Below are 24,446 nucleotides of genomic sequence, written 5' to 3' on the forward strand. Positions count from 1 at the left end.
CAGTCTAGTGTTCTGCCAAGATTTTCGGAGCCCAAAGATGATTGCGTCTGATACTCTTTCCCGTTGGCAATCCGCCCTTCCATTTTGGGCCTCTTATCTACTGATCCCGATGATCTGGATCGCGACCTTTGCAGGCGGTTGGTGGGTCTTGCTGGTGCCGCTCTCAACATGGTGGGCCTTTGCTGTGCTGGATCGATTGACGGGCCTTAACTTGGAAAACGCCGATCCGGATACGCCAGACGTTTCGCTAAACTGGTACATCTGGCTGACCAAGGCTTGGGCTCCAGTGCAATTCCTCACGCTTTACGGGCTGATCTGGTACACCACCCGCACCGCTGACCTGTCTTCGATCGAAAAGATCGGCGTGTTCATTGGCATGGGCGTGATATCCGGAACGATCGGGATCAACTACAGCCACGAGTTGATGCACCAAAAAGGCAAATTTGAACGCTGGATGGGTGATATCCTTTTGGCGATGGTCCTTTATTCGCATTTCCGCTCTGAACACCTACTGGTGCACCACCGCTATATTGGCACCCCACGTGATCCGGTGACTGCGCGCTATAATGAGGGCTTCCATCGGTTCTACCCCCGCGTTCTACGTCAAAGCCTGATCTCTGCCTTCCGGGCCGAACGCGAAAAACTGGCCCGCAAAGATCGTTTCTGGACCGATCCGGCAAACCCATTCTGGCGCTATTGGGCCTTGCAAGGGATTATGCTGCTATTAGCGGTTCTGATAGGCGGATGGTCAGGGCTTGGCTTGTTTCTGGTGCAAGCAGGCACAGCGATCTGGCAACTTGAACTCGTCAACTATGTCGAGCACTACGGCCTGACGCGCAAATATTTGGGTGACGGCAAATACGAACATGTCCGCCCGCGCCACTCGTGGAACGCGTCACAAAAAGCCTCGAACTGGCTGTTGATCAACCTGCAACGTCACTCGGATCACCACTACAAACCAAACCGCCGGTTCCCGCTGCTACAACACCATTCACAGGATGCAGCACCCCAACTGCCACATGGCTATCCGGTCATGACCATAGCAGCGATGATCCCCCCCTTGTGGCGGCGCATCATGAATCCCAGAGTGCGCGCATGGCGGCGGCAATATTACCCCGAGATCACCAACTGGCAGCCCTATAACAAAGCGCAAAACCCTGCGCCCCGGAGTTGACCGCAGCGCGCACCAGCGCGCTGCCTGGCCCAACGGGAGGGATCGCATCTTTGATGCGGTGCTGACAGGCGGGAGCCTTGGTTTCTACATCACCCAGATATCCATCGGAGCAGCGACCCCTCTTACAGGTTGACCTGCCCGCTGTTCGAATCCAGCCATCATAGTTTGGGCATTTGGCGTCTCACTTAAGGCCTTGGCGCGCAACGCCTCACTCACAATAATGTGCGCCTGAAAATCTCGCGTCAGAGCTTCCAGCTTTGCGGCAACATTCACCGCATCACCGATCACCGCAAATTCCAACCGGTTTGCTCCAATATCCCCAAGGACAACCGAGCCATAGTGGACTCCAACACCGATCTGAATCTCTTGCTCACCCGCCCGCCTGCGATCCAAATTCCAACGGTCGATCATTTCAACCATAGACCGGGCACAGGCCAGCGCATTGCTCGCATCAAGCTCTCCGGGAACCGGCGTGCCAAACGTAGCCATCAACCCGTCACCCAAGTACTTGTCGAGCGTTCCGTGATGCCGAAACACTTCGGTTTCCATTCGGGCGTGAAATCCGCGCAGGACTTCGATGACTTCATATGGATCACGGCCAGCCGAAAACTTGGTGAACCCGACGATATCGATGAACAGGACCGCAATATCCTCTTTGCGTATCTGTTTGAGAGGCTCATCATTCTGGCTCAGCTCGTCAACCACGTTCGGTGAGAAGTAACGCGATAGATTTGCCCGCTCACGTTCAAGTCCGGCGTTTGACATCAGCAATCGACTGAGGCGGCGCATCGAAACCCCAAGCGTCACCGCGACCATTACAAAAACAATCACCTGCTGGATACGAAAGGTTGGCATGAAACTGTTGGGATCCATGAGCTCGGCCACATCCGGATATTCTGATAGGGCTTCGGCCACCCGTTCGCTGATTCCGGGGATCGGGGTTGCGACCCACCATGCGATCACCCAACCAACTGTCCACATGATTGCAGTCCACCATCCGATCGCGATGACGGTGCGCCAGGAATAAGCAAGCGTTCCCGCCGCTAGAATGATGAAGAAATACTGAAAATTGTCGAATCGATATTGCATCGCCAACGGCCGCACATCGTCGCTGAACGGGTTGGGCACAATCATCCCCAACGTCATGATCAGCAGATCGACAAAGATCAACAGAAGCTCGGTCCGGGATTGCCCGACGCGACCGGCGCGGCGGATCAACCAACCATTGGCGCAGATCAGCAGCAGGATGAAATGATACCAAAGAACCTCCCAATGCGGGTTCAGGTAGATCAGCAACACTCCGGTCATCGCCATCGCAATCCAGCGCGCCCGAACGGCAAGCTCCAGGCCTTCGCGCTTGTTTCGCTCCAGCGCGGCCTCGGCGTATTTGTTGTCCAGATCGAAGTTGTCCGGTTGCGTGACAAAGAATCGGCTAAGGCGGGATTGGCTGGCGGTGGTCTCGGTCATGGCATCCGTCTCCCATATGCGCGTTCAGGGGCTGCCCTATGCAATCACCTCAGGGCCAAAAACAAAAGACCCCGCCGGGAACGGCGGGGCAAGGCTTAGTGCCTTGTGTCAGGCCACAGGCACCGGCGGTATTCAGTTATGCAGTTCAGCCCTGATCTGCTGGCGCAGAACGTCAATCGGCACGGTCTTGCCATCGCGTTTGAAACACCAATAGGTCCAGCCATTGCAAGATGGCGCGTTTTCCAGATGCGCACCCACCTGATGGATCGAACCCTTGACGTTGTCGCCAACCAACGTTCCATCGGCACGAACCTTGGCCTTATGGCGCTGGTTCATGGAATAGAGTTCCTCACCCGGGCGCAGCATACCGCGTTCAACCAGTTGGCCAAAGGGCACGCGCGGCTCAGCACGTTTGCTGGCGCTGACTTCCAAAGCTTCGCGGTCGAACTTGCGGATTTTGGCAATGCGCTTTTCGGCCACCTTGCGATAGCTTTCCTCGCGCTCGATCCCGATGAACTCACGACCCAGCATCTTGGCGACAGCGCCGGTTGTGCCGGTGCCGAAGAAGGGGTCGAGCACCACATCACCCGGATTGGTCGACCCAATCAGCACGCGGTGCAACAGGGATTCCGGCTTCTGCGTCGGGTGCGCCTTATCGCCATTTTCGTCCTTCAGGCGTTCATGGCCGGTGCAGATCGGCAGCACCCAATCGCTGCGCATCTGCACGCCTTCATTCAGGGCCTTCAGCGCCTCATAGTTGAAGGTGTACTTCGCACCCTCACGCTTGGACGCCCAGATCATCGTCTCATGCGCGTTGGTGAAACGCTTGCCCCGGAAATTCGGCATCGGGTTCGATTTGCGCCACACGACGTCATTCAGAATCCAATAGCCCGCATCCTGCAAAGCCGACCCCACGCGGAAAATGTTGTGATAGGACCCAATCACCCAGATCGCACCATTGGGTTTCAGCAGCCGGTGCGCTGCCTTCAACCATTCGCGTGTGAACTGATCATAAGCTCCAAAGCTCGAAAATTGATCCCAGTGATCATCGACCGCATCCACCTGAGAGTTGTCGGGCCGATGCAGTTGACCTTTCAGCTGCAAATTATACGGCGGGTCCGCAAAAATCAGGTCAACCGACGCCTCGGGCAGACTGTTCATCACATCGATGCAGTCCCCGGATAGAATCGTGTTTAAAGGGAGCGCGGTTGCGCCCTTTGTCTTGATTGTGGTCATATCACTGCCTCAGTTCCACGGCGCTTTTGCGCTCATTTGGTTGAGACAAGGATGAGTCAAAGATGATTCGCCGTCAATTTCTTTTTTGAATCAGCGGCTTACGATTTACTCTTGATACAAGATATTGTGGACCGGTTTAAACGAACGCCTATGGTGTGGGGTCACGCCAAGATTTCGCAACGCCTCGCGGTGTTGTTTTGTCGGATAACCTGCGTTTGCCTCCCACCCATATCCCGGATGCTGTTGCGCCAAATCCACCATCAACTGATCACGCCAGGTTTTCGCGATGATTGAAGCCGCCGCAATCGAGACTGAGCGCGCATCTCCTTTCACCACCGCCTGCGAAAGCAATTTCATGCCGCGTGGTATCATATTGCCATCAATCAGCAGAAAATCCGGCGCCGGGTCCAGCGCCGCGACCGCGCGTATCATCGCCAGATGCGAGGCGCGCAGGATGTTGTGTTCATCGATCTCGGCAACCGAAGCTTCGGCAACGGCAACTTGCGCCCGCTCTCGCAGCTCTGCGTCCAAACCTGCTCGGCGCTTGGCGGTCAGTTTCTTGGAATCATTCAGCCCATCTGGGATGTCATCCGGGTTCAGGACCACGGCGGCCGCAACTACAGGCCCCGCCAACGGGCCGCGCCCGACCTCATCCACACCCGCAATTCGGGGGTATCCACGCGCCAACAAGGCCGTCTCGAGCTCAAAATCAGGTGTCGCCATGCCACTGGCAAATCGCGTTTCAGCGCCCAGCGCAAGAAAAAAGAAGAGGGCAGCTTGCGCCACCCTCTCCCGCGCGGCGCTTCTTTGGCGCCACTCCTGCTCGAAACCGGTTACTGGTAAACGACACGGTATCCTTTCTGGCGCAGGCAGGCGGGTTCGTATGCCCGTTTTACCTTTTTACCATTCCAGAAACCAACCTTGCATTGGTGAGGCAGGCTATCGGCATGTTTGTAGTGCTTCTTGAGGCAGTTCGGCCCAAGCAGCGGACGTGTGTTCGAATAGGCATTGAATGTGCGCAAGCAGCGCTGTGGAATATCATAGCGGGCAACGCGATTGGGCAAAGGACGGACGGGATGCTTTTGCGCCTTTTTCTTTGCTTGCTTTTTCTTATGCTTGTGGCGGCGCGCCTTTTCTTCCTCGCGTTTTTCATCCTGATAATGGTGCACTGCCGCACCGATAATGGCGAGCGCTGCCAGCCCGCCAAGAATATTCCGCGCATCCGCGGCGCGCGCTTGTGAGGCCGATATCCCGGTGATGGCAATGGCAGTTGCGATGATCAGAGCGATAAATTTCCGATGCATGATGCGTGTCCTTTCGGATGATGGGGCAGGCCCGCAACGGACCCCGTATTTGATGAACCGACCCTGCGATCACCCCTGTCAGACAAGCAATAACGCCAAACTGTTATCCAATATCAGCACCTCAAACCCCCTGAGGTTATTGAATATCCGCCCAACCCATGCGCAGGATGCAGCCCATGAAACAGATCCTCTCTTCTCTGGCTCTGACGGCCCTGATATCGGTTGGGTCGCAGGCCATCGCGGCAGATTGCTATGCCGACTACAAGGCCAAGCAGGACAATCCCTTGCGCCTGCACTATGGCGTCATGCAGGTCTCAAGCTGCAATAAAGGGTCAGCCCAGAAAGAGGTCGCGAAGCGGCTGAAATCAAACGGCTGGACCTTGCTGAACGTGATGACCGTTTTTGAGTCGGATGGGTTGGATCAAAGGAAGGCCAATGCCGGAAAATTCTATCTCCGTTACTGAAGCGCGTCGTTCGGGGGTTCGGCTGGTTGGTCTGGGAATTGCGGCAATCGTTGCGATTCTGGTGACGGCAGCAGTCTTCCTGTTTTGGACCCTGCCGGACGCAAATGCCTTCAACGCGCGCGTTGAGCGTTTGTTTGTCGAGGCTGATCTGACCTCACAATCCGAAATCCGCCTGCTTGAGATTCTGGCCCAGTCCGGCACCGCCTTTGCCGATACGCTGTCCAGCTATCGCATGGTCATTTTTGTGTTGCTGGTCTTTGCCAGCGCCATGCTGATCGCTGCGCTTGTGTTTCTGGTGATGCTGGTGCTGCTGAACCGCCGCATGGCCCAGATTGAGCGTACCGGAATACAGGTGACCTCGTTGCTGATCAGCCGTGAAGAGAACACCGTCTACCTCAACAACATGGATTTCAAGCTGACCCCGGCCGCGATGGAAACGCTGTCTGTCCTGGCAGAATCCCGGTTGGATGACGAGGTTCTTTCAGGCGCTCAGATCGAAGCGATGATTTCTGGCAAACACGCCTCAGATTGTGATGAGGCCGCGGGGGCCACCCGGATCAAACGTCTGCGCGATGCCTTGGGCAACCAGATGGTGAGTGAACTGCTGGTTAAAAATATTGCTAAAAAGGGCTATATGCTGTCGATCGAGAAAGACGTTATTCAGATGGTCTGACACTGCATTTACGGTAAAATCAGCAGACACATCTTGGAATCCTCACCCCGAAGGCCCATCATATGATGGCTTGGCAAAGGGAGGTTGCAGATGAACGTCCACGCCACACCAAAGGTCAAAGGCTATGGGATTTCGGTTGAACCGCTGGTGGGGCGGATCGCAATATACCGGGGTGATATCCTGCTGGCCGAAAGCCACAACGCAAAAGTCATGTACGAAACGCGACTGCCCCCCGCGATCTATGTCCCTCGCGAAGACGTCTGCGTTGAACTCGGGCCCGAAACCGAATTGCAGACCTTTTGCCCCTTCAAGGGCACCGCTACCTACCACGATATCAGCCTGCCCGAAGAGCGTCTGACGAACTCGATCTGGGCTTATGAAGATGCCTTTCCCGAAAGCGCCGCCATTCAGGGACATATCGGGTTCATGCCAAATACCGCGACACGGATCGATCTTGGCCAGAACCAACTGCGCGAGGCTGACGACGGCAATATCAGCGGTCCTTTGATCGACTGGCTCATGCGCGGTGCCTCGGAAAGTGACACGGCAGATGCGTTCACCAAGGCGCTGGCCGAGAAAATGCTGGAACATGGTATCGCGATTCAGCGCCTCAGCATTCTGGTCTGGTCTCTGCATCCGATGATCGCGGGCAAACACTATATTTGGGAGAAAGACGCGGCGGAAATCTCAACGCATACCCCATCTTACGAGATCCACGATCATCCTGCCTTTACCAATAGCCCCTTGCGACACGTCTCGAATGGGCTGGGTGGTGTGCGCCAACGCCTGAATAACGACAACCCACATAATAGTTTTCCAATCATCGAAGATCTGCGAGCGAAAGGTGCAACGGATTACGTCGCCATGCCGCTGCCCTTCTCAGATGGGCGGATAAATGTCCTGACTTTGACTTGTGACCACCCCAATGGGTTCACAACAGAAAATCTTGGCCTGGTCTTTGAGTGCTCATCCGTAATTGCGCGTTTTTACGAAGTCTTCATGCAGCGCGAAAACGCACAGGCTCTGCTGGAAACATATGTGGGCAAACGGTCCGGTGCTCGGGTTTTGGGGGGAGAGATTCGTCGCGGTGATGGAGATGACATCGACGCCGCCATCATGTTCTGCGATCTGCGCAACTCGACCGCGTTGGAGGAAAAACTGGGCCGCGATGAATATATCGACCTTTTGAACGCGTTTTTCGAAACGGTCTCCGGAATTGTACACGACCATGATGGGGAGGTTCTTAAATTCATCGGCGACGCTGTGCTCGCAGTCTTTCCGGCAGGCGACGATGCCGTAAAAGCCCGATCAAACGCGCAGCTCTCTGCGATTGAAATCGTGGAGAAGCTGGCTGAAATGCGCAGCGGCGAAAGTGAGCACCATTGCGACTGTTCGATTGGCGTTGCTTATGGGCGCGTCACTTACGGCAATGTCGGCTCTCGTGAGAGGCTCGACTTTACAGTGATTGGACAGGCGGCCAATGTTGCGGCCAGATTGGGCGAGTTTGGTAAAACCGTCGGTCACAGAATTGTAGTCTCGCAGGATATCGAACCTGCCTGCAAACAAGCCGTCCCGTTGGGGGCGATCAAGCTGCATAATGTTTCTAAACCAATCAAGTCATTTGCTCTGCAAACTTCTGCGGATGTCTTGCTTGATGCAGGGCAAGAATGAGGCTGAACGCTTTTCAGCAGTGGCGCGTCTTGTTTCACAGAAACATGGCTTACTTGCCTAACTGGTTTGCTGACTCAGCCCAAGTAATCGATTGGCGAATATCAAAGTCGGAGATCTGATTAGATCTAACCACCGCCGCCAAGCAAGATCAGAGCTGTCTGCGCTGGTGACGTGACCTGCTGAAACTGAGCAATTTGATTGCGCGCCATATAGGTGTCTGTCAGTTTTTCGATTGCCTCGGCTTCAGTGAATTGGGCCAAGTCGGACGAGCCTGTGACACGCTGCAGCCGCTCTTTGAACACCTCAAGTTGCTTATCGATATCGAGCTGAGCAAAAGCCGTAGGCAATCCCAATGCAGTTTCCATCATACTGCGCAGAGGTGGTAGGCCCATCAGGTCAAACCATTTCCTGTTCACGCTCCCTTCTTGTGACGCCAGATCGCGCAACGCGTGCTGGGCGTATAAGGCGATCCGCATGGAGTCATCGGATTCACCAACTGAAATCTCGAACCGAGCCACCAAATTATCCTGCGCGATCTTTTCCATCGAACTGGCGAAGCCGGTCTTGCGTATGTCTCCCGGCCCCAAGCCAAACGCATTTGCAAATTCACGATACCGTCCATCGGCCAATCTGTTCGCCAGTGCATCATCCGCCTGCGTGCCATCCGACAGAATCTTTTGGATGAAAAACCGATTGTCCAGATCACCCTCCAGACCAAATGCACCCAATGCCACTTGCAGTAATCGTCTGTCCGCAACCAGATCCTCGACGGATTGAACCTTTCCGATGTTTTCGAGAAAGTACTTTGTTTCCCGTTCGTTGATCCCAGATGCCGAATAACTTTGGAACTGCGCATCATACGTGCGCTGCAGAAAACGCCAGCCCACCAGACCGCCCGTAGGTATGACCGGCTGAAACGTCACTGTTGATACGCCATCAAGCGCTCTTCGCGCGGCAACAGCGAGCGCAAAGATTTCAGACACTTGTAGTATTGCTCTGCCACCAGCGCCTCTGTGGCATCAGCCAGCACCCGGCGACTATCGGCATCGGTGAAGACCTGACTCAGCTCTTCCACGCGACGCAACAACTGTTGTCTGGCTTGATCGGGTTCAGTATCGCCCGAAAGGACCAATTGAGCGGCATAACAGACCCGGCGTACCGGCGTATTCACCTCTTCCGGGTGGATGGCATCGCGCAGGCGCAGAACATTCGCCTGTGGTGTCATGATTGAAAACCTGCTGCGTCGATCCCCGTTTTCGATCACAACGCCATTTATCAGCACCCGTTCTTTGGGGGCGAGTTTCAACACAAGACCACTCATCAATTACCCCTCACCTGGCGAAGCCCACGCAGAACAGCCATGTTGATCTCAAGCAGCGGTTCAACGGTCGCTTTATTCCCCAGTACCTGACTACTGTGCTGTTCGGTGAATTCAGCCAAATAGAATATCCGGGCCCGCAAATTGTTTGGAAGTGCGTTATCCGCGTCTGCTACATCGGTTGCCAGAACACTCCACAGCCGGCGGTTCTCGTGCAGAGCTTGTACAAACCCTCCAAAGTCCGATGCCTTCTTTGCTGCAGCGGCCTTCAACCTGTGCGTAATTTTGGAAATCGCCTCGTACTCGGTATCCCGTGGTGTTCGCGTCGGTGCAGAAGATTGCGCATAAGCGCGTTGAGCGAGCGTTTGGGGTGTCACTTGAAATCCTTCCAATTGTCCTTCAGCGGGCAGTTAAATCCGGGGCACGACAAGCGTGCCCCGGATCAGTTCCTAAATTAACGGAACAGCGACAGGATGGACTGTGGCGCCTGGTTTGCGATCGACAGCGATTGGGTGGCCAACTGCTGCTGCACCTGCAACGCCTGCAGTCGGGCCGACGTTTCTTCCATGTCGGCGTCAACCAATGAGCCGATACCGGATTTGAACGAGTCAGACAGGTTCGAGATGAACTCTTTCTGAGTCTCGATGCGACCCTGCGCCGAACCAAAAGCCGCCGAGGCATCAATCGCGGTATCGATCAGGCCTTCAATCGCTCCAAGTGCGGCTGATGCACCCGCCGAGGTCGATACGTCAATCGAGGCCAGAGCTCCTAGACCACCGGAATTCGCATTTGCATATTGACCACTGATCTGCAGCGAGTCCGATCCTTCGTTGGTGATATCCAGCTGTGCCGCGTTTGTTCCCGGATCATAGACGACCGAAACGTTGGCATCCGACGCTTCGATTGCCGCCTTCAGCCCCGCTGCAATGATCTCTTCCGGTGCGTTGCCTGCGGCGATGTCTTCCGCCCGGACCGTATAAGATGCGACATCATCGCCTAGTCGAACTGTGAAAGTATCGCCCGCTGATAATGTACCGGGATCAGCAATCACGATGCTGCCATCATCATCGCTTCCGCCATTGCCATCTAACGAAAATCCGAAGGCATCAGCGGTATCGGCCGTGACCCCATCAGTGCCAGTAAAGACATCCGCCGCTGTATAACCTCCAGTCGAGAGGTTCTGGGCTGAAACGCTGATGGAGGACGCTGTTACGTTACCTGCGTTATCTCGGTCCAACGAGGACAGGATATTTGCACCTGCTCCACCGTTTACCAAATTGAGGCCGTTGAACTGGGCAGCCCCAACAACAGATTCAATCTGATCTCTAAGTGCCGCTACATCGGTGTTGATCTTGGCGCGATCAACGTTGTCTTCTTGCGCCGCAACGATCTTGCCTTTCATCTGATTCAACAGATCAGTCACTGTCTCAGAAGCGTTTCGTGCCACCGCAACGGTCGATTCACCCAGCGCAAGGCTATCCTTGATCGCGTTGAACCCGTTGACGTCCGATTCCATCACCTTGGAGATCGCCCAAACGGCCGAGTTGTCTTTGGCGGTGGCTACATCCTTACCGGTCGAAATCGCATTTTGCGTCGACGCGAGGTTCTTGTTGACCGATTTAAGGGTTTGCAGCGCAACCATGGCGCCATTGTTTGTCAGAATGCTGGACATATTAGTCATCCTCTTAGCGTTCGGGCGCATTTGACGCCCATGTTGGACCCACCGTATCGGCAGGCATTCTGTCGTTCTGACCTGTGCGTCGCGCCTAAGGGCCTTCGCGCCACCTGTTATTCCAGGTGCATCGCCACATTTGCCGGTGATCCCCTAACGGAGTGCTAAGACGGGCGGCTCCAAAATCTAGGATTTGAATAAAACCGGGATCTAGGCCCGCTTTTCCAGCTTGGCTTGCAATCGCAAAGCAAACCCACTGCGCTGACCCGAGGCGTCATAAGTGCTGAATTCCTGCCTAACGCGGTTCAGTTCCGTCATCCGGTCTGCCACCGCCCGAATGCCTTCTGCCGCGCTGTTCAAAAGGGCCTGATTTCGTGCAGCTTTTTTCTGAACACGAATCAGATCATCGCTTTCCAACACCTGCAGTTCGTGAATCGCGCCAATCAGGCTTTCCTTTTCAGGTGTCAAACGACCAAGATCAGTCAAATCCCCCTGGACTAACGCGTTACGTTCAAGGTCTAACAGGTCTTCCAAAGCCTGAATCGGGTCATTATCCATCGGACTTCTCCATCATTGCATTAAGCAGAATCTCGGAAAGACCGATCCCCCCTGCCCTGGCTATTTGCTGCGCCTGTTGCTTTACCAGAAATGAAGAAAACTGATCTTCGCCTGCACCGCCCCCGAATGAGCTTCGCGCCTTGCCAAAGCCTGCAGACTTAAGCATTTCGGAAAGAAACGCTGCCTCCAATTCCACGGATGCTGCTTTCAGTTTCTGAGGGATCTGAGGGGACTGCGAGCTTGCGCCAGTCAGAGTAATCGTCATCGGTTTCTCCGAAAATTGCTTCGAACTTTCACGATCAAAGAGGAGAGCAGTTAAAATAAACGTAACTTCCTAGGGGCACTGTGCGGTTCAGACAATCGGAGCCAGAGCCAGATATGCCCAATCCGCTAGCAATCATGACAGCCGTTCAACCCATGAGCAGCAAAGCTGAGACACATCCGGAAAAAGGACATGGTTTAAAGGGCGACGTTGTTTTTGAAGACGTCTTGAATGCGGATGGCGAGTATCCAGAAGTGGAAGCGGTTGAAGTTATGATTTCCGACATCGAGGAGCGCACTGAGCAATCAGACAGCGAGATTTCTGAGGATGGCGCCTCTGAGGATACGAGCAAAATCGACGAAGCGCTCCTAGCCCTGCCGCTGACGACCACGCGCGATGCGCTGACACCAGGCAATCGTCCGGCAAAGGTATCGCTGGATGTAAATCCTACTGCTCTCGCGCCAGAAACCACGGCAAATAGACCGAATTCAGAGGCGATCGCATCGCCCCAAACACCAAATACAGCAATGATTGAGCCGGTGGTTCATCCTCTGGAACAGAGCGTTCCGTCGCGTGCCGTCCCTGATCAAATAGCTCACGATGGGCCGAAACGCATACGCCAGCAAACGCTGGACCCAACCATGTTGAGCTTGCCCCCTACTATGAATGTGAGCCCGAAACAGGAACTCCGCAAAGCCGATACCGAGATGCGATTTGGTATTGGTCTGAGCGGCGCACCAGTCGAGCAAGCAAATCAACAGGTCAATCCGCCTAGCTCGTTCACCTCGCAGCCACTGGCTCAACCTTTAGCACCCACGCCTGTCAATGCGTCCTTTGACCTCGACAACAGCCCTGAAACTGAGGACATGTTCAGGCCCAAAGACCTAGCGGCGGGGCAAACACTACGCGAGTCAACGCAAACGATGCCCATCTCAACAGCACGCGCCGAGGTAGCACGCGCAGTTGCAGGGCAACTGGCCGCAGCGATTTCTACCCGGCCAAGCGCCGGAGGCGTCGAGATTGCCCTGAACCCCGAAGAGCTTGGCCGCGTATCGATCACGTTGAACGGTCGAGAAGACGGATTTTATCTGACCATCGCCGCCGAACGGCCCGAGACTCTTGACCTAATGCGGCGGCACATCGCGATCCTGTCCGCCGAGTTCGAAAGGCTGGGTTATGGGGATTTGTCACTGGATCTTGGACTGTCGGGCGACACCGCTCAGCGAGATGCACCGCCAGATCACACGGCTTCCGCAAATGCAATTGACGGGGCCGATAACAATGGCGCTCCCGCACCAACGATTCAAATCGGCCCTCGACGGGGCCTTGATATGAGGCTTTAACCCATGATCACAGCTACCAGTTCAGCGGCCGCGACAACCGCGACCGCAAACAATCCCCAACGTTCAGCTTTAACATCAGACTTTGAAACTTTCCTGCGCATGCTGACAGTTCAGGCACGAAACCAGGATCCTCTGGAACCATTGGATGCATCGGAATACGCGTCGCAACTGGCGCAGTTTTCCATGGTTGAACAACAGGTTAAAGCCAATGAAATCTTATCGGATCTGGCGCTGTCAATGGGGGCCGTCAATCTGAATCAGCTAAGTGGCTGGGTTGGGATGAACGTTCAAACCACCGGACCCTTTAGATTTGAGGATCAGCCAGTTGCTATTCAAGCACAGGCCGAGCCGACCGCTGATCGAGCCGAATTGGTCATCCGTGATGAGCAGGGAATCATGGTTAGCCGCATTCCCGTTCCCACTGACGAGGCCGAATTCGAGTGGGCAGGGGTGAATAGCGGTGGTGATCCATTGCCCGCTGGCGTTTACACGGCGGCTCTGGAGAGCTTTCAAAACGGTGAATTGCTATCCAGTACTCCAGCATCCACCTTTGGCAGGGTGGTCGAGGCGCAAGTTAGCGAAGGTGCAATCGTCTTGAAACTTGATAGCGGTGCTGAGGTTCCTGCCGACATAGTCACTCAAATTCGAACGGGCGCTTGATCTGAATGGCGAGGCGGGCCAAACCTTGGCACACAACGACTCGCCACACCAACTTCGGAAACTCACCTGTCTGATCATAGTCACCCCCCCTCTGGACTTGTTGCGCTGTTGCATGCTCAGGGACTGATCCATCCCGATGCAAGTTTTGAGGCGCTATATGGCGGGCGAACCAATCGGGTTTGGAAAGTGTTATCCGGCGATGACGGTTCAGTTCTGAAACTGTATAGCACCCAGTTTCAAAACCCCTTGTTCCGCAACGATGCCCGGCTTGAGGCGGAATGCCTGCACGCGCTCAAAAGCACCGGATTCGTCCCGAAACTAAAAGCGACAGGTTCCTTCGAGAATGAAAGCTGGGTTTATTATGACCACGCACCGGGAACCACCTGGCGCACCGGAATCGAAGACGTGGCCCATCTGCTTAGAAGCCTCCACCAGTTGCCGATCCGACTGAGCCTGCCCAAAGGCTGCAACGGCAGCGACGAACTGCAAGACCATGCGCATCGAATTCTGACGGGCTGCCGGTCAGAAAAACAGAAAGTATTGCTTGCAAAGAAACCTTGGACACAAGTTCCCCCGCTGCCCGAGCCAAGCCTTATCCATGGCGATCCTGTTGCCGGAAACATCCTGCAATCTGCGGACAGCTTGACGCTTATCGATTGGCAGTGCCCCGCTATTGGCGACCCCTGCGAAGATTTGGCGATGTTCCTTTCGCCTGCGATGCAACAGCTCTATCGCGGCGCGCCCTTGTCAGAGGTCGAAGTGGCGCAGTTCCTTGTTGCGTATGATCAACCCGATGTAACCAGGCGCTATCAGGCGCTACAGCCTTGGTATGCATGGCGTATGGCGGCCTATTGTCTTTGGCGGGTTGAGAACGGCGCACCTGACTACGCAAAGGGGTTCGAGCTTGAGATTGCAGCGCTATAAATCCGACAAACCCAAATAGGCATAGGCAGGTGGCATCACAGCACGGCGCCAGCGACCAAAGGGAAACCGACCCGGCAGAGTGGCGATGGGAGGGGGGAGTTCAGAAGGTTGCCCCAACACCAGCCGCGCCAGCGCGCGCCCGCTATAAGTTCCCATTGCAACACCATTACCGTGATATGCGAACCCCGCATACATACCCTCTTGCCCCGAAACCGGCCCGACAAAGGGCACAAGATTACGGGCAAGGCAGACCATACCTGACCACATATGCGTGATGTCCACCGTATCCCAAGCAGGGAACATGCGCTTGAAATCCTGGACTACCTTTCGCCGAATATGCGCCTCGGCTCGGGGTGAGGACAACAGCCCCCCTCTCATCCCAAACAGAAACCGTCGATCCGGCATCATCCTGAAATAATGCAGCAGATTGCGCGTGTCATAAGCCATCTGACCGGATGTCCATCCTTGCGCCTGTAGCTCTGTTTCGCTCAGCGAGCGTGTAACCAGGACTGTCGATTGCGCCGGCATATAACGTGCAGCCATCCATGGCGGGAGGTCTTCGCTTGAATAACCATTTGTGCAAATGAGGACATTCGATGCGCGGATATTTCCCGTTTGAGATGACAGTACGAAGCCTGAAGCACTCTTTTTGATCTGGGTGATCGCGCTGTTCTGGAATAGTATTGCCCCCTTGGTCTGGGCCGCTTCTGCAAGACCAAACAGGTATTTCCGTGGGTTCAGGCCAAAACCGACCGGCGTTGTGTACCCGCCAAAGAATGCACCACCTAACCCGAGGCCCTGCAACTCATGACCTTCATGCAGTTGCCCGTTCGGCTCGGCTGTTCGGCGCAGGCGTTCCATGGCCCGTTTTGAATGGGCCAGCTGGGTTTCACCCTTGGAATGCGTATCCGCTTGGATCCGGTGACCAGACAACAGGTTGGCCACCAGCGATACTGCATCTTCCTCAGCTTCATTGTAAGCCCGCGTCGCCGCTTCGCCATAGTAGCGCATTAGGCTTGCTTGGCTCAACTTCGAACCGCCCAGACAACAGAACCCCCCGTTTCGACCAGACGCACCCCAACCCGGTGTTTCTGCTTCGAAGACAGCGACCGACACCCCAGCCTCGGACAGATGCAACGCGGCGGACTGGCCAGTAAATCCGCCGCCGATAATGGCGACATCAATGCTGAGATCACCATCCAATTTAGGCCAATTCGGCGTCGCAATCGTTTCGTCCCACCAACACCCGGCCCTGGGTGCTGGGCTATAGGCATAATCCGGAAAGATACGCTTCATTCGGTCTGCGCCGCAGCCAGTTCATCCTGCTTCTGTCGAACCATCGCGCGTTTCGTCACCAGTGACGCGGTGATGACACCTACAGTGACGACCGCGATCATCAACGTGGACAGAGCGTTGATCTCTGGGCTGACGCCCAGACGTACAGCCGAGAAAATCTTGATCGGCAAAGTGGTGGCAGAAGGCCCAGATGTAAACGAGGCAATCACCAGGTCATCCAGCGATAGAGTGAAAGCCAGCAGCCATCCCGAAATCACTGCAGGCGCGATGATTGGCAGGGTGACCAGACGAAACGCCTGCGCCGGAGAGCAGCCCAGATCCAGCGCCGCCTCTTCCAGTGACCGGTCAAAGGTAACAAGACGCGAGGATACGACGACCGAGACGAAGCACATCGAAAAGGTGGTATGCGCCAGAACGATGGTCAAGATACCTCGGTCCAAGCCAATCCCAATGAACAGCAGCAGCAGCGACAAGCCTGTGATCACTTCGGGCATCACCAGCGGGGCATAGATCATCCCGGAAAACAGCGTTCGCCCAAAGAACCGCCCACCGCGTACCAGAACATAGGCCGCTGCGGTGCCCAGAATCGTTGCCAGCGTTGATGAGAATACGGCAACGCGTAGCGTGACCCAGGCTGCATCAAGGAAGGCTTCGTTCTGCATCAATTCGCCGTACCATTTGGTCGAGAACCCGGCCCAAACGGTGACAAGTTTGCTTTCGTTGAAGCTGAAGATGATCAGGATGATCATCGGAATATACAGAAAGGCAAATCCCAGCGTCAGTGAGACAGTGTTGAACCAGCTCAGCCTGTTCATTGTTCAGCCTCCGTCTGCTTTTGCTGGTTGCGCTGGAACAGCACAATCGGGATCACGAGGATGAGCAACAGAACCACGGCCACCGCGCTGGCGACCGGCCAATCGCGGTTCGAGAAGAACTCTTCCCACAACACCTTACCGATCATCAAGGTCCCCGATCCGCCCAGTAGCGAGGGGATTACGAATTCCCCAATCACCGGAATCATCACGAGGAAGCAGCCTGCGATAATACCGGGGCGCGACAAGGGGATTGTGATCAACCAGAATGCCTGCAGGCGTGAGCATCCAAGGTCTTCGGCCGCCTCGATCAGCGACCCGTCCATGCGCTCAAGCGACGAATAAATCGGCAGGATCATGAAAGGCAGGTAGGTATAGACGATGCCAATATACACCGCAGTATTGGTGTTCAGAATGGTCAGTGGCGCTGAGATGATGCCTGTCCAAAGCAATAGCTGGTTCAGATAGCCTTCGTTGCTGAGGATGCCCATCCACGCGTAAACCCGGATCAGAAACGAGGTCCAGAATGGAAGGATGACCAGCATCATAAGCGTTGGTCGCCATTCTTCCGGTGCGCGAGCCATCGCATAAGCGACCGGGTAGCCCACAAGCAATGTCAGGATCGTCGAGATCAGCGCAATCTTCACGCTAGACAGGTAAGCCTTCCAGTACAGATCGTCCTCGGTCAGCCAGATGAAATTCTCAAGATCAAGTTGGCTGAAGAAATCCTTGATACCAGCCCAACCTGCGGACAGGTCAAGGGTCGGGGTGTAGGGTGGAATGGCAAGTGCGGTGTCTGATACCGAAATCTTCAGGACGATGAAGAAGGGCACCAGAAAAAGCGCCAGCAGCCAGACATAGGGAATGGCGATCAGGACAGCGCGGCGCATCAGTTTTCCAGCAGAACCGCGGCAGTCGCTGTCCAGGACAGCCAAACCGGGTCTTCCCAGGTGAACGAACGGCGCGAGATGCGACGGGTATTCGCCGTTTGCGCCTTGATGATCGTGCCGTTTGGCAGTTCGACGTGATAGGTCGACAGGTTGCCCAGATAGGCGATGTCATGCACCTTTCCCTGAATGGCGTTGATCGCATCAACTGGGCGCTCGGCTGAAATCGCCACTTTCTCGGGCCGAATGGCCAGATGGCAGCTCTGCCCATTAGTTAGTTGGGTCGCGGAAGAGGCCGTAAGCGGAGGCTGCCCTTCTGCCCAATCGATCTGATAGGTTTCGTCGCCCTGGCTGGTCGCGCGCCCTTCGATGATGTTCACATCACCAATGAAATCAGCGACATAGACCGAATTCGGTGTCTCATAGATGCGATCCGGGGTTGCCACTTGCATCAATTTGCCCTGATCCATCACAGCCACTCGACTGGCGACGGTCATCGCCTCTTCCTGATCGTGGGTCACGATAACAAAGGTTGTGCCGGTCTTTTCCTGTATGTCCATCAACTCGAACTGAGTGTCTTGGCGAAGTTTCTTATCCAGAGCACCCAAAGGTTCGTCGAGCAACAGCAGTTTCGGTGCCTTTGCCAACGATCGGGCGAGTGCCACACGCTGGCGTTGACCACCCGAAATCTGGTGCGGCTTGCGGCGTGCGAATTGCTCGAGCCGAGTCAATCGCAGCATCTCTTCGACCCGCTCCTCCAAGTCGTGCTTGGGCATATTGTCCCGGCGCAAGCCAAATGCGATGTTGTCCCAGATGCTCAGATGCGGAAACAGCGCGTAGGACTGAAACATCATGTTCACCGCCCGCTTGTTCGGCGGAATCGGGTCGATATCCTGTCCGCCCAGAAGGATGTGACCTTCGGTTGGGGTTTCGAAACCGGCCAGCATTCGCATCATCGTGGTCTTGCCGCAGCCAGATGGCCCTAGCAGAGCAAAAAACTCGCGCTCGTAGATATCCAATGACAAATTATCGATTGCCGTGAAGCCGCCAAAGCGTTTGGTGACGTTTTGGAACTGGATCAAGGGTTTCGCCAGCGGGTCATCCCACGGCGCAAAAACTTCAGAATTCAAGGCGGCCCCCGTCTATCGGTCAGGATAAAAAAGGCGCAAGGCAGAGGGTCCGCCTTGCGCCGAAATCAGATCAGGTGCCTGATTTCACTTTGGTCCAGAGACGCGTCACCACCCGCTGTGTCTTTGCCGGATAGGGTGTGGTGATGTAGAGGTTTTGCATGGTCGTATCATCCGGATAGATCGCCGGATCACCGATAACGTCCTCTTCAAGGAACTCCTGCGAGGCCTTGTTGCCGTTGGCGTAATACACATAGTTCGACGCCGCGGCCATATTGTTGGCATCCAGAATAAAGTTCAGGAACTGATGCGCGCCTTCGGGGTTTGGCGCATCGACCGGAATAGCCATTTGGTCGAACCACATCAGCGAACCTTCCGCAAAGGGATGGTATTCGATGACCACACCGTTATCGGCTTCGGCCGCGCGGTCGCGTGCCTGCAAGATATCGCCTGACCAACCCACAGCCACGCAGATATCACCATTGGCGAGCGCATTGATGTATTCCGAGCTATGGAATTTCTGAATGTGCGGGCGCACGCTGGTCAGAACCTCTTCGGTCTTCCCAATCACATCCGTGTCGTGGCTGTCCGGATCTTCACCGATATACTGCAGTACCATCGGAATGATCTCAGCTGGCGCGTCCAGGAAATGTACGCCGCACGAAGCCAGCTTTTCCATATTCTCGGGTTTTAGCACCAGGTCCATGCTGTTAAGCGCGACGTCATCGCCAAGCACTTCTTTGACCTTGTCGACATTCAGCCCGATACCAGTCGTGCCCCACATATAATTGATCGAGTAGGCATTGTTGGGGTCATACCCTGCGGTACGCTCCTGAATCACATCCCATAAGTTAGTCGCATTCGACAATTTGGCAGCGTCCAGCTCTTGGAAGGCGCCCGCCTGAATCTGGCGCTGCAGGAATGTGCCTGAAGGCACAACCACATCATAGCCTGACCCACCCGCCAGCATTTTAGTTTCCAGAACTTCGTTGCTGTCGAAGACATCGTAGATCAGGGTCAGCCCTGTCTCTTGTTCGAATTTGCTCAGCAGATCTTCGTCAATATAGTCGGACCAGTTATAGACGCGCACTTCTTCGGCAAACGCGGCCGAAGTCCCCAATGCGACGATCGCTGTCATCCCCAGCGTTTTCAGTTTCATATTTTTCTCCCTGCAACTGTGCGGCCATTTTGACCTTTTTTTGGATTTGATCAAGTTTTGCGTTTCACGGTGCTTTCACCTATGGTTGAAGCAGGTCCAGATTCTGGCAAGATAGAAACACTCAGATTAAGGTAAACCTTTTGGATTTGATCAAAAATAAAGCAGTTGCACCCTTAGCAGCTGAAGAAAAACGCCCGGCGCATGAACAGGTTTATCGCACATTAAAATCGCAGATTCTGTTTGGCGATCTTGTGCCCGGACAGCCGGTTACGATTCAGGGTCTGACCGATTCGCTTGGTGTCGGCATGACCCCGGTACGCGAGGCGATACGTCGTCTGATTTCAGATGGCGCATTGATCTTTCAGGGTAATCGTCGCGTAAGCGTACCGCTGCTTTCAGCCAATGATATCGAGCAGATGATTTTCGCAAGAATATCAATAGAAACAGAGCTTTCCAGGCGATCCGCCAGAAATATCACCTCAACCGATATCGACCATCTTGAACAGTTGGATCAGCGGTTGGACAACATGATCGCAGATGGAGATGTAGGGGGTTACCTACGTCTGAACCATGCTTTTCATCAGTCTTTGTATTCCCATGCTGACGCTCCGATCCTTGTTGATCTGGCCGAGAGGCTTTGGTTGCGATTCGGCCCTTCATTGCGCATCGTTTGCGGCCGCTTTGGAACACAAAGCTTGCCCGACAGGCACAAAGACATCATCGCCGCGTTACGCGGGCGAGATGCAGAAAAGGCCGCATTGGCAACGGCACAGGACATTGTACAGGGTATGGGAATGATGGGCGATGCCTTGCCCAGCGCCTAGAAAACAGCGATTCGATTGACAGTATAAAATTTGATCATATTCTGTTCGGCAACAATGCTTGCTGGAGAATCCTCGATGTCCACCATCACCAATCACATGCCCACTGCCGAATTGCAGGCACTGGACGCAGCGCACCATCTGCATCCGTTCTCAACCAATGAAGCGTTGGGTGCCGAAGGTGTCCGGGTCATCACCCGCGCCAAGGGCGTATATCTGACCGATAGTGAAGGGCACGACATTCTGGATGGGATGGCCGGATTGTGGTGCGTAAATATCGGGTATGGCCGCGACGAACTGGCCGAGGCCGCCGCACGTCAAATGCGCGAGCTGCCCTACTACAATACTTTCTTCAAGACGACCCACACACCTGCCATCGCTTTGGCCGCGAAACTGGCCGAACTTGCGCCAGGCGATCTGAACCACGTCTTCTTTGCAGGCAGCGGGTCCGAGGCCAACGACACCAATATCCGCTTGGTCCGCACCTATTGGGCTGAAAAAGGTCAGCCCGACAAGAACATCATCATCAGCCGCAAGAATGCCTATCACGGCTCATCCGTGGGATCAGCGTCGTTGGGTGGCATGGCAGGAATGCATGCGCAGGGTGGCATTCCGATCCCGAATGTCCACCATATCAACCAGCCGAACTGGTGGGCGGAAGGCGGCGATATGACCCCTGAGGAATTCGGCCTTGCCCGCGCGCGCGAACTCGAAGAGGCCATTCAGGAACTGGGCGAGGATCGCGTTGCAGCCTTCATCGCCGAGCCTGTACAGGGTGCAGGCGGCGTGATCATCGCGCCCGACACTTATTGGCCGGAAATTCAGCGTATCTGCGACAAGTACGATATCCTACTGATCGCGGATGAGGTGATCTGCGGCTTTGGCCGCACCGGCAACTGGTTCGGCTCACAAACCGTTGGGATCAAACCGCATATCATGACAATCGCCAAAGGACTTAGCTCGGGCTATGCGCCTATCGGTGGTTCGATGGTGTGCGACGAGGTGGCAAAGGTCATCAGTGCCACCGAGTTCAACCATGGCTATACCTATTCCGGTCACCCGGTTGCGGCGGCGGTGGCTCTTGAGAATTTGCGTATCCTTGAGGAAGAGAACGTCCTCGACCACGTGCGCAACGTGGCCGCGCCTTACATGAAAGAGAAATGGGAGGCGCTGGTCGAGCACCCGCTGGTCGGAGAGGCGAAGATCGCAGGTCTAATGGGGTCCATTGCGTTAACACCCGAAAAAGCCAGCCGGGCCAAGTTCGCCTCAGACCCAGGAACAATCGGGTATATCTGCCGCGAACATTGTTTCAAAAACAACTTGATCATGCGGCATGTGGATGACCGGCTTGTGATTTCTCCGCCATTGGTCATCACGCCGGCCGAGATTGACGAAATGTTTGAACGTATTCACAAATCGCTGGATGGAGCATTGGTCGAGATCAACGAAAAAGGCCTGATGAAGCCCGCGTCTTGACTGAAAGATCACAGGCGGCCCAGATGGGCCGTCCTGACGCTCATCGCATTCTCTCCAGCAGGCTGATCGAGGGGTATCCATCCGGGACCAGCCCCTGCGCAACCTGAAATGCGCGCACCGCATTGATCGTATTTGGCCCAGTCCGCCCGTCGATCCCTTGCGTATCGAAGCCTGCCTGCGTCAACCGGCGCTGCAACTCCTTCTTTTCGCTAAAGCTCAGGACGCGATCCCCGCGCGGCCATTCAGTCTGAAACGGAACGCCACCGGCAAGCCGATCAGACAGATGTCCTATCCCGATCACATAAGCATCGGCGCCGTTATACGCCTCAATCACCTTGAAATTGTCAAAGATCATGAGGGCCACACCCCGACCACCCGCCGGTAGCAGGATCGCTGCTTGGCCGTGATCAGCCACTGCCTTGCCCGAGAATGTCAGAACCCCACGCGCGGCCCACTCCGATGGCATCAGTGTAAAATCGCGCCGCGCATTGGCGTAGTCAAAGTCGGAAGGCAACCGCACCTCGACGCCCCAGGGCTGGCCCTTGGTCCAACCATGTTTTGCCAGATACGCAGCGGCTGATGCCAAGGCATCGGTTGGATCGTCCGACCAGATATCGCGCCGCCCATCACCGTCGAAATCAACCGCGTGATCTAGAAATGAGGTCGGCATAAACTGAGTGTGACCCATCGCCCCGGCCCAACTGCCGACCATATTGGCGGTATCTACATCCCCTGCCTGCAGGATCTGTAGCGCGGCGATCAGCTGTGCCTCAAAAAAGCGCGCCCGCCGCGCATCAAAGGCCAGCGTCGCCAGCGACCGGATGGTTTGCTTGCTGCCCCGATAGGTTCCGAACGAGGTCTCGAGGCCCCAGATCGCTGTAACAACTTCTTTTTCAACACCATATTGCGCCTCAATACGGGTCAGGGTCTGGCGATGCTGCTCCAAACCCGCGCGCCCATTCGCAACACGCGTTTTGGAAACAGCAGAATCCAGATACTCCCAAATCGGTTTGGAAAATTCCGCCTGATTGCGATCTCGTTTGATGATGTCGCTGTCATAGGTCACCCCTGCCAGAGCACGATCCAGCGTGCGGGCTGAGATACCTTGCTCCTGCGCCCTCTCGCGAAACGCACCCAGCCAAGCCTGGAAGCGGGCATTCCCTTCTGCTGAGATCCGATGCACACCAACGCTAGGGCGCAATACCGGCCGCACCGAGACGGTTACATCCGCCGAAGCCAGTTGCACATTTTCGACCAAAGGTCGGGCCAAAGGCCGAATTGACTTGTCTGTTGTATCCGCCTGCACGATGGATGCCCATAATGCGGCGGTCATGACGCCACCTACGCACTTACGCATTCCGTTTTTTCCTGATTACTGCTCAGGACCGATGATAGCGCAGAATTGCGATTTCTCAAAACGCCGAACGCTAGGTTTCGTGTTCCTGTGCCTCTCGGTCAGCACGGATACGGGCGATCGCCTCGCGCAACAGCGAAACGCGATTGGGTCGAAAGCTTTCCTCGGTCACATCCATGCTCTGCATACGATCCAACCGAAATACGCGAAAATCCGTTCGCAGGTGACACCAGCTAAGCAAAACACTGGCGCGGTCCATATAGACGATGCTTAGCGGACTGACCCGGCGTCGGGTATCCGCGCCTTTGGCATCGGTATAGGCAAACTCGACAACCCGTTCGTCCCACGCAGCTTGGCGTAGCACAGCGACATCGATGGTTGGCACGGCGGGCCGGTCGAACCGCGTCGCAGTCAGGACCGCGTGGCTCAGCCGATGTGACTGGCGCTGCGGCAACCGACCCTGCAGTTTGCGCAAGGCCGCACTTGCCGCATCGGACAGGGCCGGATCCCCGATCAGTTGCACTTCACGCAGGCCCAAAACCAACGCCTCAAGCTCGTCATTGGTGAATCCCAAGGGCGGTAGAGTCGCATCCTCGATCAGGGTGAACCCAAATCCAGCCTCTCCGTCGATTACCGCCCCAAGGCCGCGCAATGAATCGATATCGCGATGCACTGTGCGCGGTGAGACGCCCAGATCCTGCGCCAACTGAACCGACGTCCTGGGCGAAGGGCCAGAACGCAAGGCTTGCATCAACTGAAACAGACGGGCGGTGCGAGACATAGTGCAC

The 24,446-nt window shown here is 55.4% G+C and carries 26 protein-coding genes; 9 read left to right on the forward strand and 17 right to left on the reverse strand.

Translation table 11 applies throughout. The annotated features are described in order from the left end of the window. Positions 1 to 37: 37 nt before the first annotated feature. Entirely contained in the window at positions 38 to 1,174 is a 1,137-nt protein-coding gene (locus tag ACR0B3_RS17875) for an alkane 1-monooxygenase (protein WP_480810234.1), read from the forward strand. Between the two features lie 84 nt (positions 1,175 to 1,258). Here the strand turns inward: ACR0B3_RS17875 and ACR0B3_RS17880 are convergent, their stop codons facing one another. The 4 genes from ACR0B3_RS17880 to ACR0B3_RS17895 form a co-directional block, all read right to left on the reverse strand. Further along, positions 1,259 to 2,641 carry an adenylate/guanylate cyclase domain-containing protein gene (locus tag ACR0B3_RS17880; RefSeq protein ID WP_480810235.1) on the reverse strand — a complete coding sequence of 461 codons (1,383 nt, stop codon included), beginning with the start codon at positions 2,639 to 2,641 and terminating at the stop codon, positions 1,259 to 1,261. 132 nt (positions 2,642 to 2,773) lie between these two features. Beyond that, positions 2,774 to 3,877, reverse strand: a complete 1,104-nt coding sequence (locus ACR0B3_RS17885) for a DNA methyltransferase (protein WP_480810236.1) — start codon at positions 3,875 to 3,877, stop codon at positions 2,774 to 2,776. Between the two features lie 105 nt (positions 3,878 to 3,982). Continuing rightward, complete coding sequence (locus ACR0B3_RS17890) at positions 3,983 to 4,600, reverse strand: ribonuclease HII (protein WP_480810290.1); 618 nt, start codon at positions 4,598 to 4,600, stop codon at positions 3,983 to 3,985. A gap of 110 nt (positions 4,601 to 4,710) precedes the next feature. Further along, positions 4,711 to 5,181 (reverse strand): hypothetical protein, encoded by a 471-nt coding sequence (locus ACR0B3_RS17895; RefSeq protein ID WP_480810237.1) that lies wholly within the window; start codon positions 5,179 to 5,181, stop codon positions 4,711 to 4,713. 176 nt (positions 5,182 to 5,357) lie between these two features. Here ACR0B3_RS17895 and ACR0B3_RS17900 point away from each other — a divergent pair, with 176 nt between their 5' ends. The 3 genes from ACR0B3_RS17900 to ACR0B3_RS17910 all read left to right on the forward strand — a co-directional run bounded on the left by ACR0B3_RS17900 (position 5,358) and on the right by ACR0B3_RS17910 (position 7,989). Next, complete coding sequence (locus tag ACR0B3_RS17900) at positions 5,358 to 5,645, forward strand: hypothetical protein (protein WP_480810238.1); 288 nt, start codon at positions 5,358 to 5,360, stop codon at positions 5,643 to 5,645. Then, a complete protein-coding gene (locus ACR0B3_RS17905) occupies positions 5,617 to 6,318 on the forward strand; it encodes a winged helix-turn-helix domain-containing protein (protein WP_480810239.1) in 702 nt (233 codons plus the stop codon). Before ACR0B3_RS17900 ends, ACR0B3_RS17905 begins: the two co-directional genes overlap by 29 nt. A gap of 90 nt (positions 6,319 to 6,408) precedes the next feature. After that, positions 6,409 to 7,989, forward strand: a complete 1,581-nt coding sequence (locus tag ACR0B3_RS17910; RefSeq protein ID WP_480810240.1) for a DUF427 domain-containing protein — start codon at positions 6,409 to 6,411, stop codon at positions 7,987 to 7,989. Positions 7,990 to 8,114: 125 nt separating this feature from the next. Here the strand turns inward: ACR0B3_RS17910 and ACR0B3_RS17915 are convergent, their stop codons facing one another. The 6 genes from ACR0B3_RS17915 to ACR0B3_RS17940 form a co-directional block, all read right to left on the reverse strand. Next, positions 8,115 to 8,972: a DUF1217 domain-containing protein gene (locus ACR0B3_RS17915; protein ID WP_480810241.1), complete on the reverse strand. Its 858-nt coding sequence runs from the start codon at positions 8,970 to 8,972 to the stop codon at positions 8,115 to 8,117. Next, positions 8,909 to 9,310, reverse strand: coding sequence for a flagellar biosynthesis repressor FlbT (gene flbT / locus ACR0B3_RS17920; RefSeq protein ID WP_170725006.1), 402 nt, complete (start codon positions 9,308 to 9,310; stop codon positions 8,909 to 8,911). Before flbT ends, ACR0B3_RS17915 begins: the two co-directional genes overlap by 64 nt. Then, positions 9,310 to 9,684, reverse strand: a complete 375-nt coding sequence (gene flaF, locus ACR0B3_RS17925; protein WP_480810242.1) for a flagellar biosynthesis regulator FlaF — start codon at positions 9,682 to 9,684, stop codon at positions 9,310 to 9,312. The genes flbT and flaF overlap by 1 nt, the downstream gene beginning before the upstream one ends. 77 nt (positions 9,685 to 9,761) lie before the next feature. Beyond that, positions 9,762 to 10,979, reverse strand: a complete 1,218-nt coding sequence (locus ACR0B3_RS17930) for a flagellin N-terminal helical domain-containing protein (RefSeq protein WP_170686939.1) — start codon at positions 10,977 to 10,979, stop codon at positions 9,762 to 9,764. Between the two features lie 210 nt (positions 10,980 to 11,189). Beyond that, entirely contained in the window at positions 11,190 to 11,537 is a 348-nt protein-coding gene (locus ACR0B3_RS17935; RefSeq protein WP_480810243.1) for a flagellar biosynthesis protein FlgN, read from the reverse strand. Next, the gene (locus tag ACR0B3_RS17940) at positions 11,530 to 11,802 is read right to left on the reverse strand and encodes a rod-binding protein (protein WP_480810244.1); all 273 of its coding nucleotides are present in this window, start codon (positions 11,800 to 11,802) and stop codon (positions 11,530 to 11,532) included. The genes ACR0B3_RS17935 and ACR0B3_RS17940 overlap by 8 nt, the downstream gene beginning before the upstream one ends. A 113-nt stretch (positions 11,803 to 11,915) precedes the next feature. On the opposite strand from ACR0B3_RS17940, the gene fliK reads away from it, so the two are divergent. From fliK to ACR0B3_RS17955, 3 genes are all read left to right on the forward strand, one after another. After that, positions 11,916 to 13,142, forward strand: a complete 1,227-nt coding sequence (gene fliK, locus ACR0B3_RS17945) for a flagellar hook-length control protein FliK (RefSeq protein WP_480810245.1) — start codon at positions 11,916 to 11,918, stop codon at positions 13,140 to 13,142. A 3-nt stretch (positions 13,143 to 13,145) separates the two neighbouring features. Beyond that, positions 13,146 to 13,802, forward strand: coding sequence for a flagellar hook capping FlgD N-terminal domain-containing protein (locus tag ACR0B3_RS17950; RefSeq protein WP_480810246.1), 657 nt, complete (start codon positions 13,146 to 13,148; stop codon positions 13,800 to 13,802). Between the two features lie 108 nt (positions 13,803 to 13,910). Beyond that, positions 13,911 to 14,726, forward strand: coding sequence for a phosphotransferase (locus tag ACR0B3_RS17955; RefSeq protein WP_480685065.1), 816 nt, complete (start codon positions 13,911 to 13,913; stop codon positions 14,724 to 14,726). Here ACR0B3_RS17955 and ACR0B3_RS17960 read toward each other — a convergent pair. The 5 genes from ACR0B3_RS17960 to ACR0B3_RS17980 all read right to left on the reverse strand — a co-directional run bounded on the left by ACR0B3_RS17960 (position 14,721) and on the right by ACR0B3_RS17980 (position 20,007). Then, positions 14,721 to 16,022 (reverse strand): NAD(P)/FAD-dependent oxidoreductase, encoded by a 1,302-nt coding sequence (locus ACR0B3_RS17960; protein WP_480810247.1) that lies wholly within the window; start codon positions 16,020 to 16,022, stop codon positions 14,721 to 14,723. The genes ACR0B3_RS17955 and ACR0B3_RS17960 overlap by 6 nt on opposite strands. Further along, positions 16,019 to 16,837 carry an ABC transporter permease gene (locus ACR0B3_RS17965; protein ID WP_170761198.1) on the reverse strand — a complete coding sequence of 273 codons (819 nt, stop codon included), beginning with the start codon at positions 16,835 to 16,837 and terminating at the stop codon, positions 16,019 to 16,021. Before ACR0B3_RS17965 ends, ACR0B3_RS17960 begins: the two co-directional genes overlap by 4 nt. Continuing rightward, the gene (locus ACR0B3_RS17970) at positions 16,834 to 17,724 is read right to left on the reverse strand and encodes an ABC transporter permease subunit (protein ID WP_170761196.1); all 891 of its coding nucleotides are present in this window, start codon (positions 17,722 to 17,724) and stop codon (positions 16,834 to 16,836) included. Before ACR0B3_RS17970 ends, ACR0B3_RS17965 begins: the two co-directional genes overlap by 4 nt. After that, positions 17,724 to 18,851, reverse strand: coding sequence for an ABC transporter ATP-binding protein (locus tag ACR0B3_RS17975; protein WP_480810248.1), 1,128 nt, complete (start codon positions 18,849 to 18,851; stop codon positions 17,724 to 17,726). The genes ACR0B3_RS17970 and ACR0B3_RS17975 overlap by 1 nt, the downstream gene beginning before the upstream one ends. Positions 18,852 to 18,921: 70 nt before the next feature. Then, positions 18,922 to 20,007 (reverse strand): polyamine ABC transporter substrate-binding protein, encoded by a 1,086-nt coding sequence (locus ACR0B3_RS17980; RefSeq protein ID WP_170724995.1) that lies wholly within the window; start codon positions 20,005 to 20,007, stop codon positions 18,922 to 18,924. Positions 20,008 to 20,147: 140 nt separating this feature from the next. Between ACR0B3_RS17980 and ACR0B3_RS17985 the strand changes: the two genes are divergently transcribed. Continuing rightward, complete coding sequence (locus tag ACR0B3_RS17985; RefSeq protein WP_480810249.1) at positions 20,148 to 20,831, forward strand: GntR family transcriptional regulator; 684 nt, start codon at positions 20,148 to 20,150, stop codon at positions 20,829 to 20,831. A 75-nt stretch (positions 20,832 to 20,906) separates the two neighbouring features. Continuing rightward, positions 20,907 to 22,304: an aspartate aminotransferase family protein gene (locus tag ACR0B3_RS17990; RefSeq protein WP_480810250.1), complete on the forward strand. Its 1,398-nt coding sequence runs from the start codon at positions 20,907 to 20,909 to the stop codon at positions 22,302 to 22,304. A 40-nt stretch (positions 22,305 to 22,344) separates the two neighbouring features. Here ACR0B3_RS17990 and ACR0B3_RS17995 read toward each other — a convergent pair whose 3' ends face one another. After that, positions 22,345 to 23,661, reverse strand: coding sequence for a lytic murein transglycosylase (locus tag ACR0B3_RS17995; RefSeq protein WP_480810251.1), 1,317 nt, complete (start codon positions 23,659 to 23,661; stop codon positions 22,345 to 22,347). Positions 23,662 to 23,731: 70 nt separating this feature from the next. Then, the gene (locus tag ACR0B3_RS18000) at positions 23,732 to 24,439 is read right to left on the reverse strand and encodes a helix-turn-helix transcriptional regulator (RefSeq protein ID WP_170686926.1); all 708 of its coding nucleotides are present in this window, start codon (positions 24,437 to 24,439) and stop codon (positions 23,732 to 23,734) included. Positions 24,440 to 24,446 lie beyond the last annotated feature (7 nt).

It is taken from the genome of Ruegeria sp. CE9 (assembly GCF_056537425.1).

Bases quoted from the DNA above. Each gene is read 5' to 3' on its own strand.
- ACR0B3_RS17875 (WP_480810234.1), top strand. From the start codon at position 38: ATGATTGCGTCTGATACTCTTTCCCGTTGGCAATCCGCCCTTCCATTT.
- ACR0B3_RS17880 (WP_480810235.1), bottom strand. From the start codon at position 2,641: ATGACCGAGACCACCGCCAGCCAATCCCGCCTTAGCCGATTCTTTGTC.
- ACR0B3_RS17885 (WP_480810236.1), bottom strand. From the start codon at position 3,877: ATGACCACAATCAAGACAAAGGGCGCAACCGCGCTCCCTTTAAACACG.
- ACR0B3_RS17890 (WP_480810290.1), bottom strand. From the start codon at position 4,600: ATGGCGACACCTGATTTTGAGCTCGAGACGGCCTTGTTGGCGCGTGGA.
- ACR0B3_RS17895 (WP_480810237.1), bottom strand. From the start codon at position 5,181: ATGCATCGGAAATTTATCGCTCTGATCATCGCAACTGCCATTGCCATC.
- ACR0B3_RS17900 (WP_480810238.1), top strand. From the start codon at position 5,358: ATGAAACAGATCCTCTCTTCTCTGGCTCTGACGGCCCTGATATCGGTT.
- ACR0B3_RS17905 (WP_480810239.1), top strand. From the start codon at position 5,617: ATGCCGGAAAATTCTATCTCCGTTACTGAAGCGCGTCGTTCGGGGGTT.
- ACR0B3_RS17910 (WP_480810240.1), top strand. From the start codon at position 6,409: ATGAACGTCCACGCCACACCAAAGGTCAAAGGCTATGGGATTTCGGTT.
- flbT (WP_170725006.1), bottom strand. From the start codon at position 9,310: ATGAGTGGTCTTGTGTTGAAACTCGCCCCCAAAGAACGGGTGCTGATA.
- ACR0B3_RS17930 (WP_170686939.1), bottom strand. From the start codon at position 10,979: ATGTCCAGCATTCTGACAAACAATGGCGCCATGGTTGCGCTGCAAACC.
- ACR0B3_RS17935 (WP_480810243.1), bottom strand. From the start codon at position 11,537: ATGGATAATGACCCGATTCAGGCTTTGGAAGACCTGTTAGACCTTGAA.
- ACR0B3_RS17940 (WP_480810244.1), bottom strand. From the start codon at position 11,802: ATGACGATTACTCTGACTGGCGCAAGCTCGCAGTCCCCTCAGATCCCT.
- fliK (WP_480810245.1), top strand. From the start codon at position 11,916: ATGCCCAATCCGCTAGCAATCATGACAGCCGTTCAACCCATGAGCAGC.
- ACR0B3_RS17950 (WP_480810246.1), top strand. From the start codon at position 13,146: ATGATCACAGCTACCAGTTCAGCGGCCGCGACAACCGCGACCGCAAAC.
- ACR0B3_RS17960 (WP_480810247.1), bottom strand. From the start codon at position 16,022: ATGAAGCGTATCTTTCCGGATTATGCCTATAGCCCAGCACCCAGGGCC.
- ACR0B3_RS17965 (WP_170761198.1), bottom strand. From the start codon at position 16,837: ATGAACAGGCTGAGCTGGTTCAACACTGTCTCACTGACGCTGGGATTT.
- ACR0B3_RS17970 (WP_170761196.1), bottom strand. From the start codon at position 17,724: ATGCGCCGCGCTGTCCTGATCGCCATTCCCTATGTCTGGCTGCTGGCG.
- ACR0B3_RS17980 (WP_170724995.1), bottom strand. From the start codon at position 20,007: ATGAAACTGAAAACGCTGGGGATGACAGCGATCGTCGCATTGGGGACT.
- ACR0B3_RS17990 (WP_480810250.1), top strand. From the start codon at position 20,907: ATGTCCACCATCACCAATCACATGCCCACTGCCGAATTGCAGGCACTG.
- ACR0B3_RS17995 (WP_480810251.1), bottom strand. From the start codon at position 23,661: ATGCGTAAGTGCGTAGGTGGCGTCATGACCGCCGCATTATGGGCATCC.
- ACR0B3_RS18000 (WP_170686926.1), bottom strand. From the start codon at position 24,439: ATGTCTCGCACCGCCCGTCTGTTTCAGTTGATGCAAGCCTTGCGTTCT.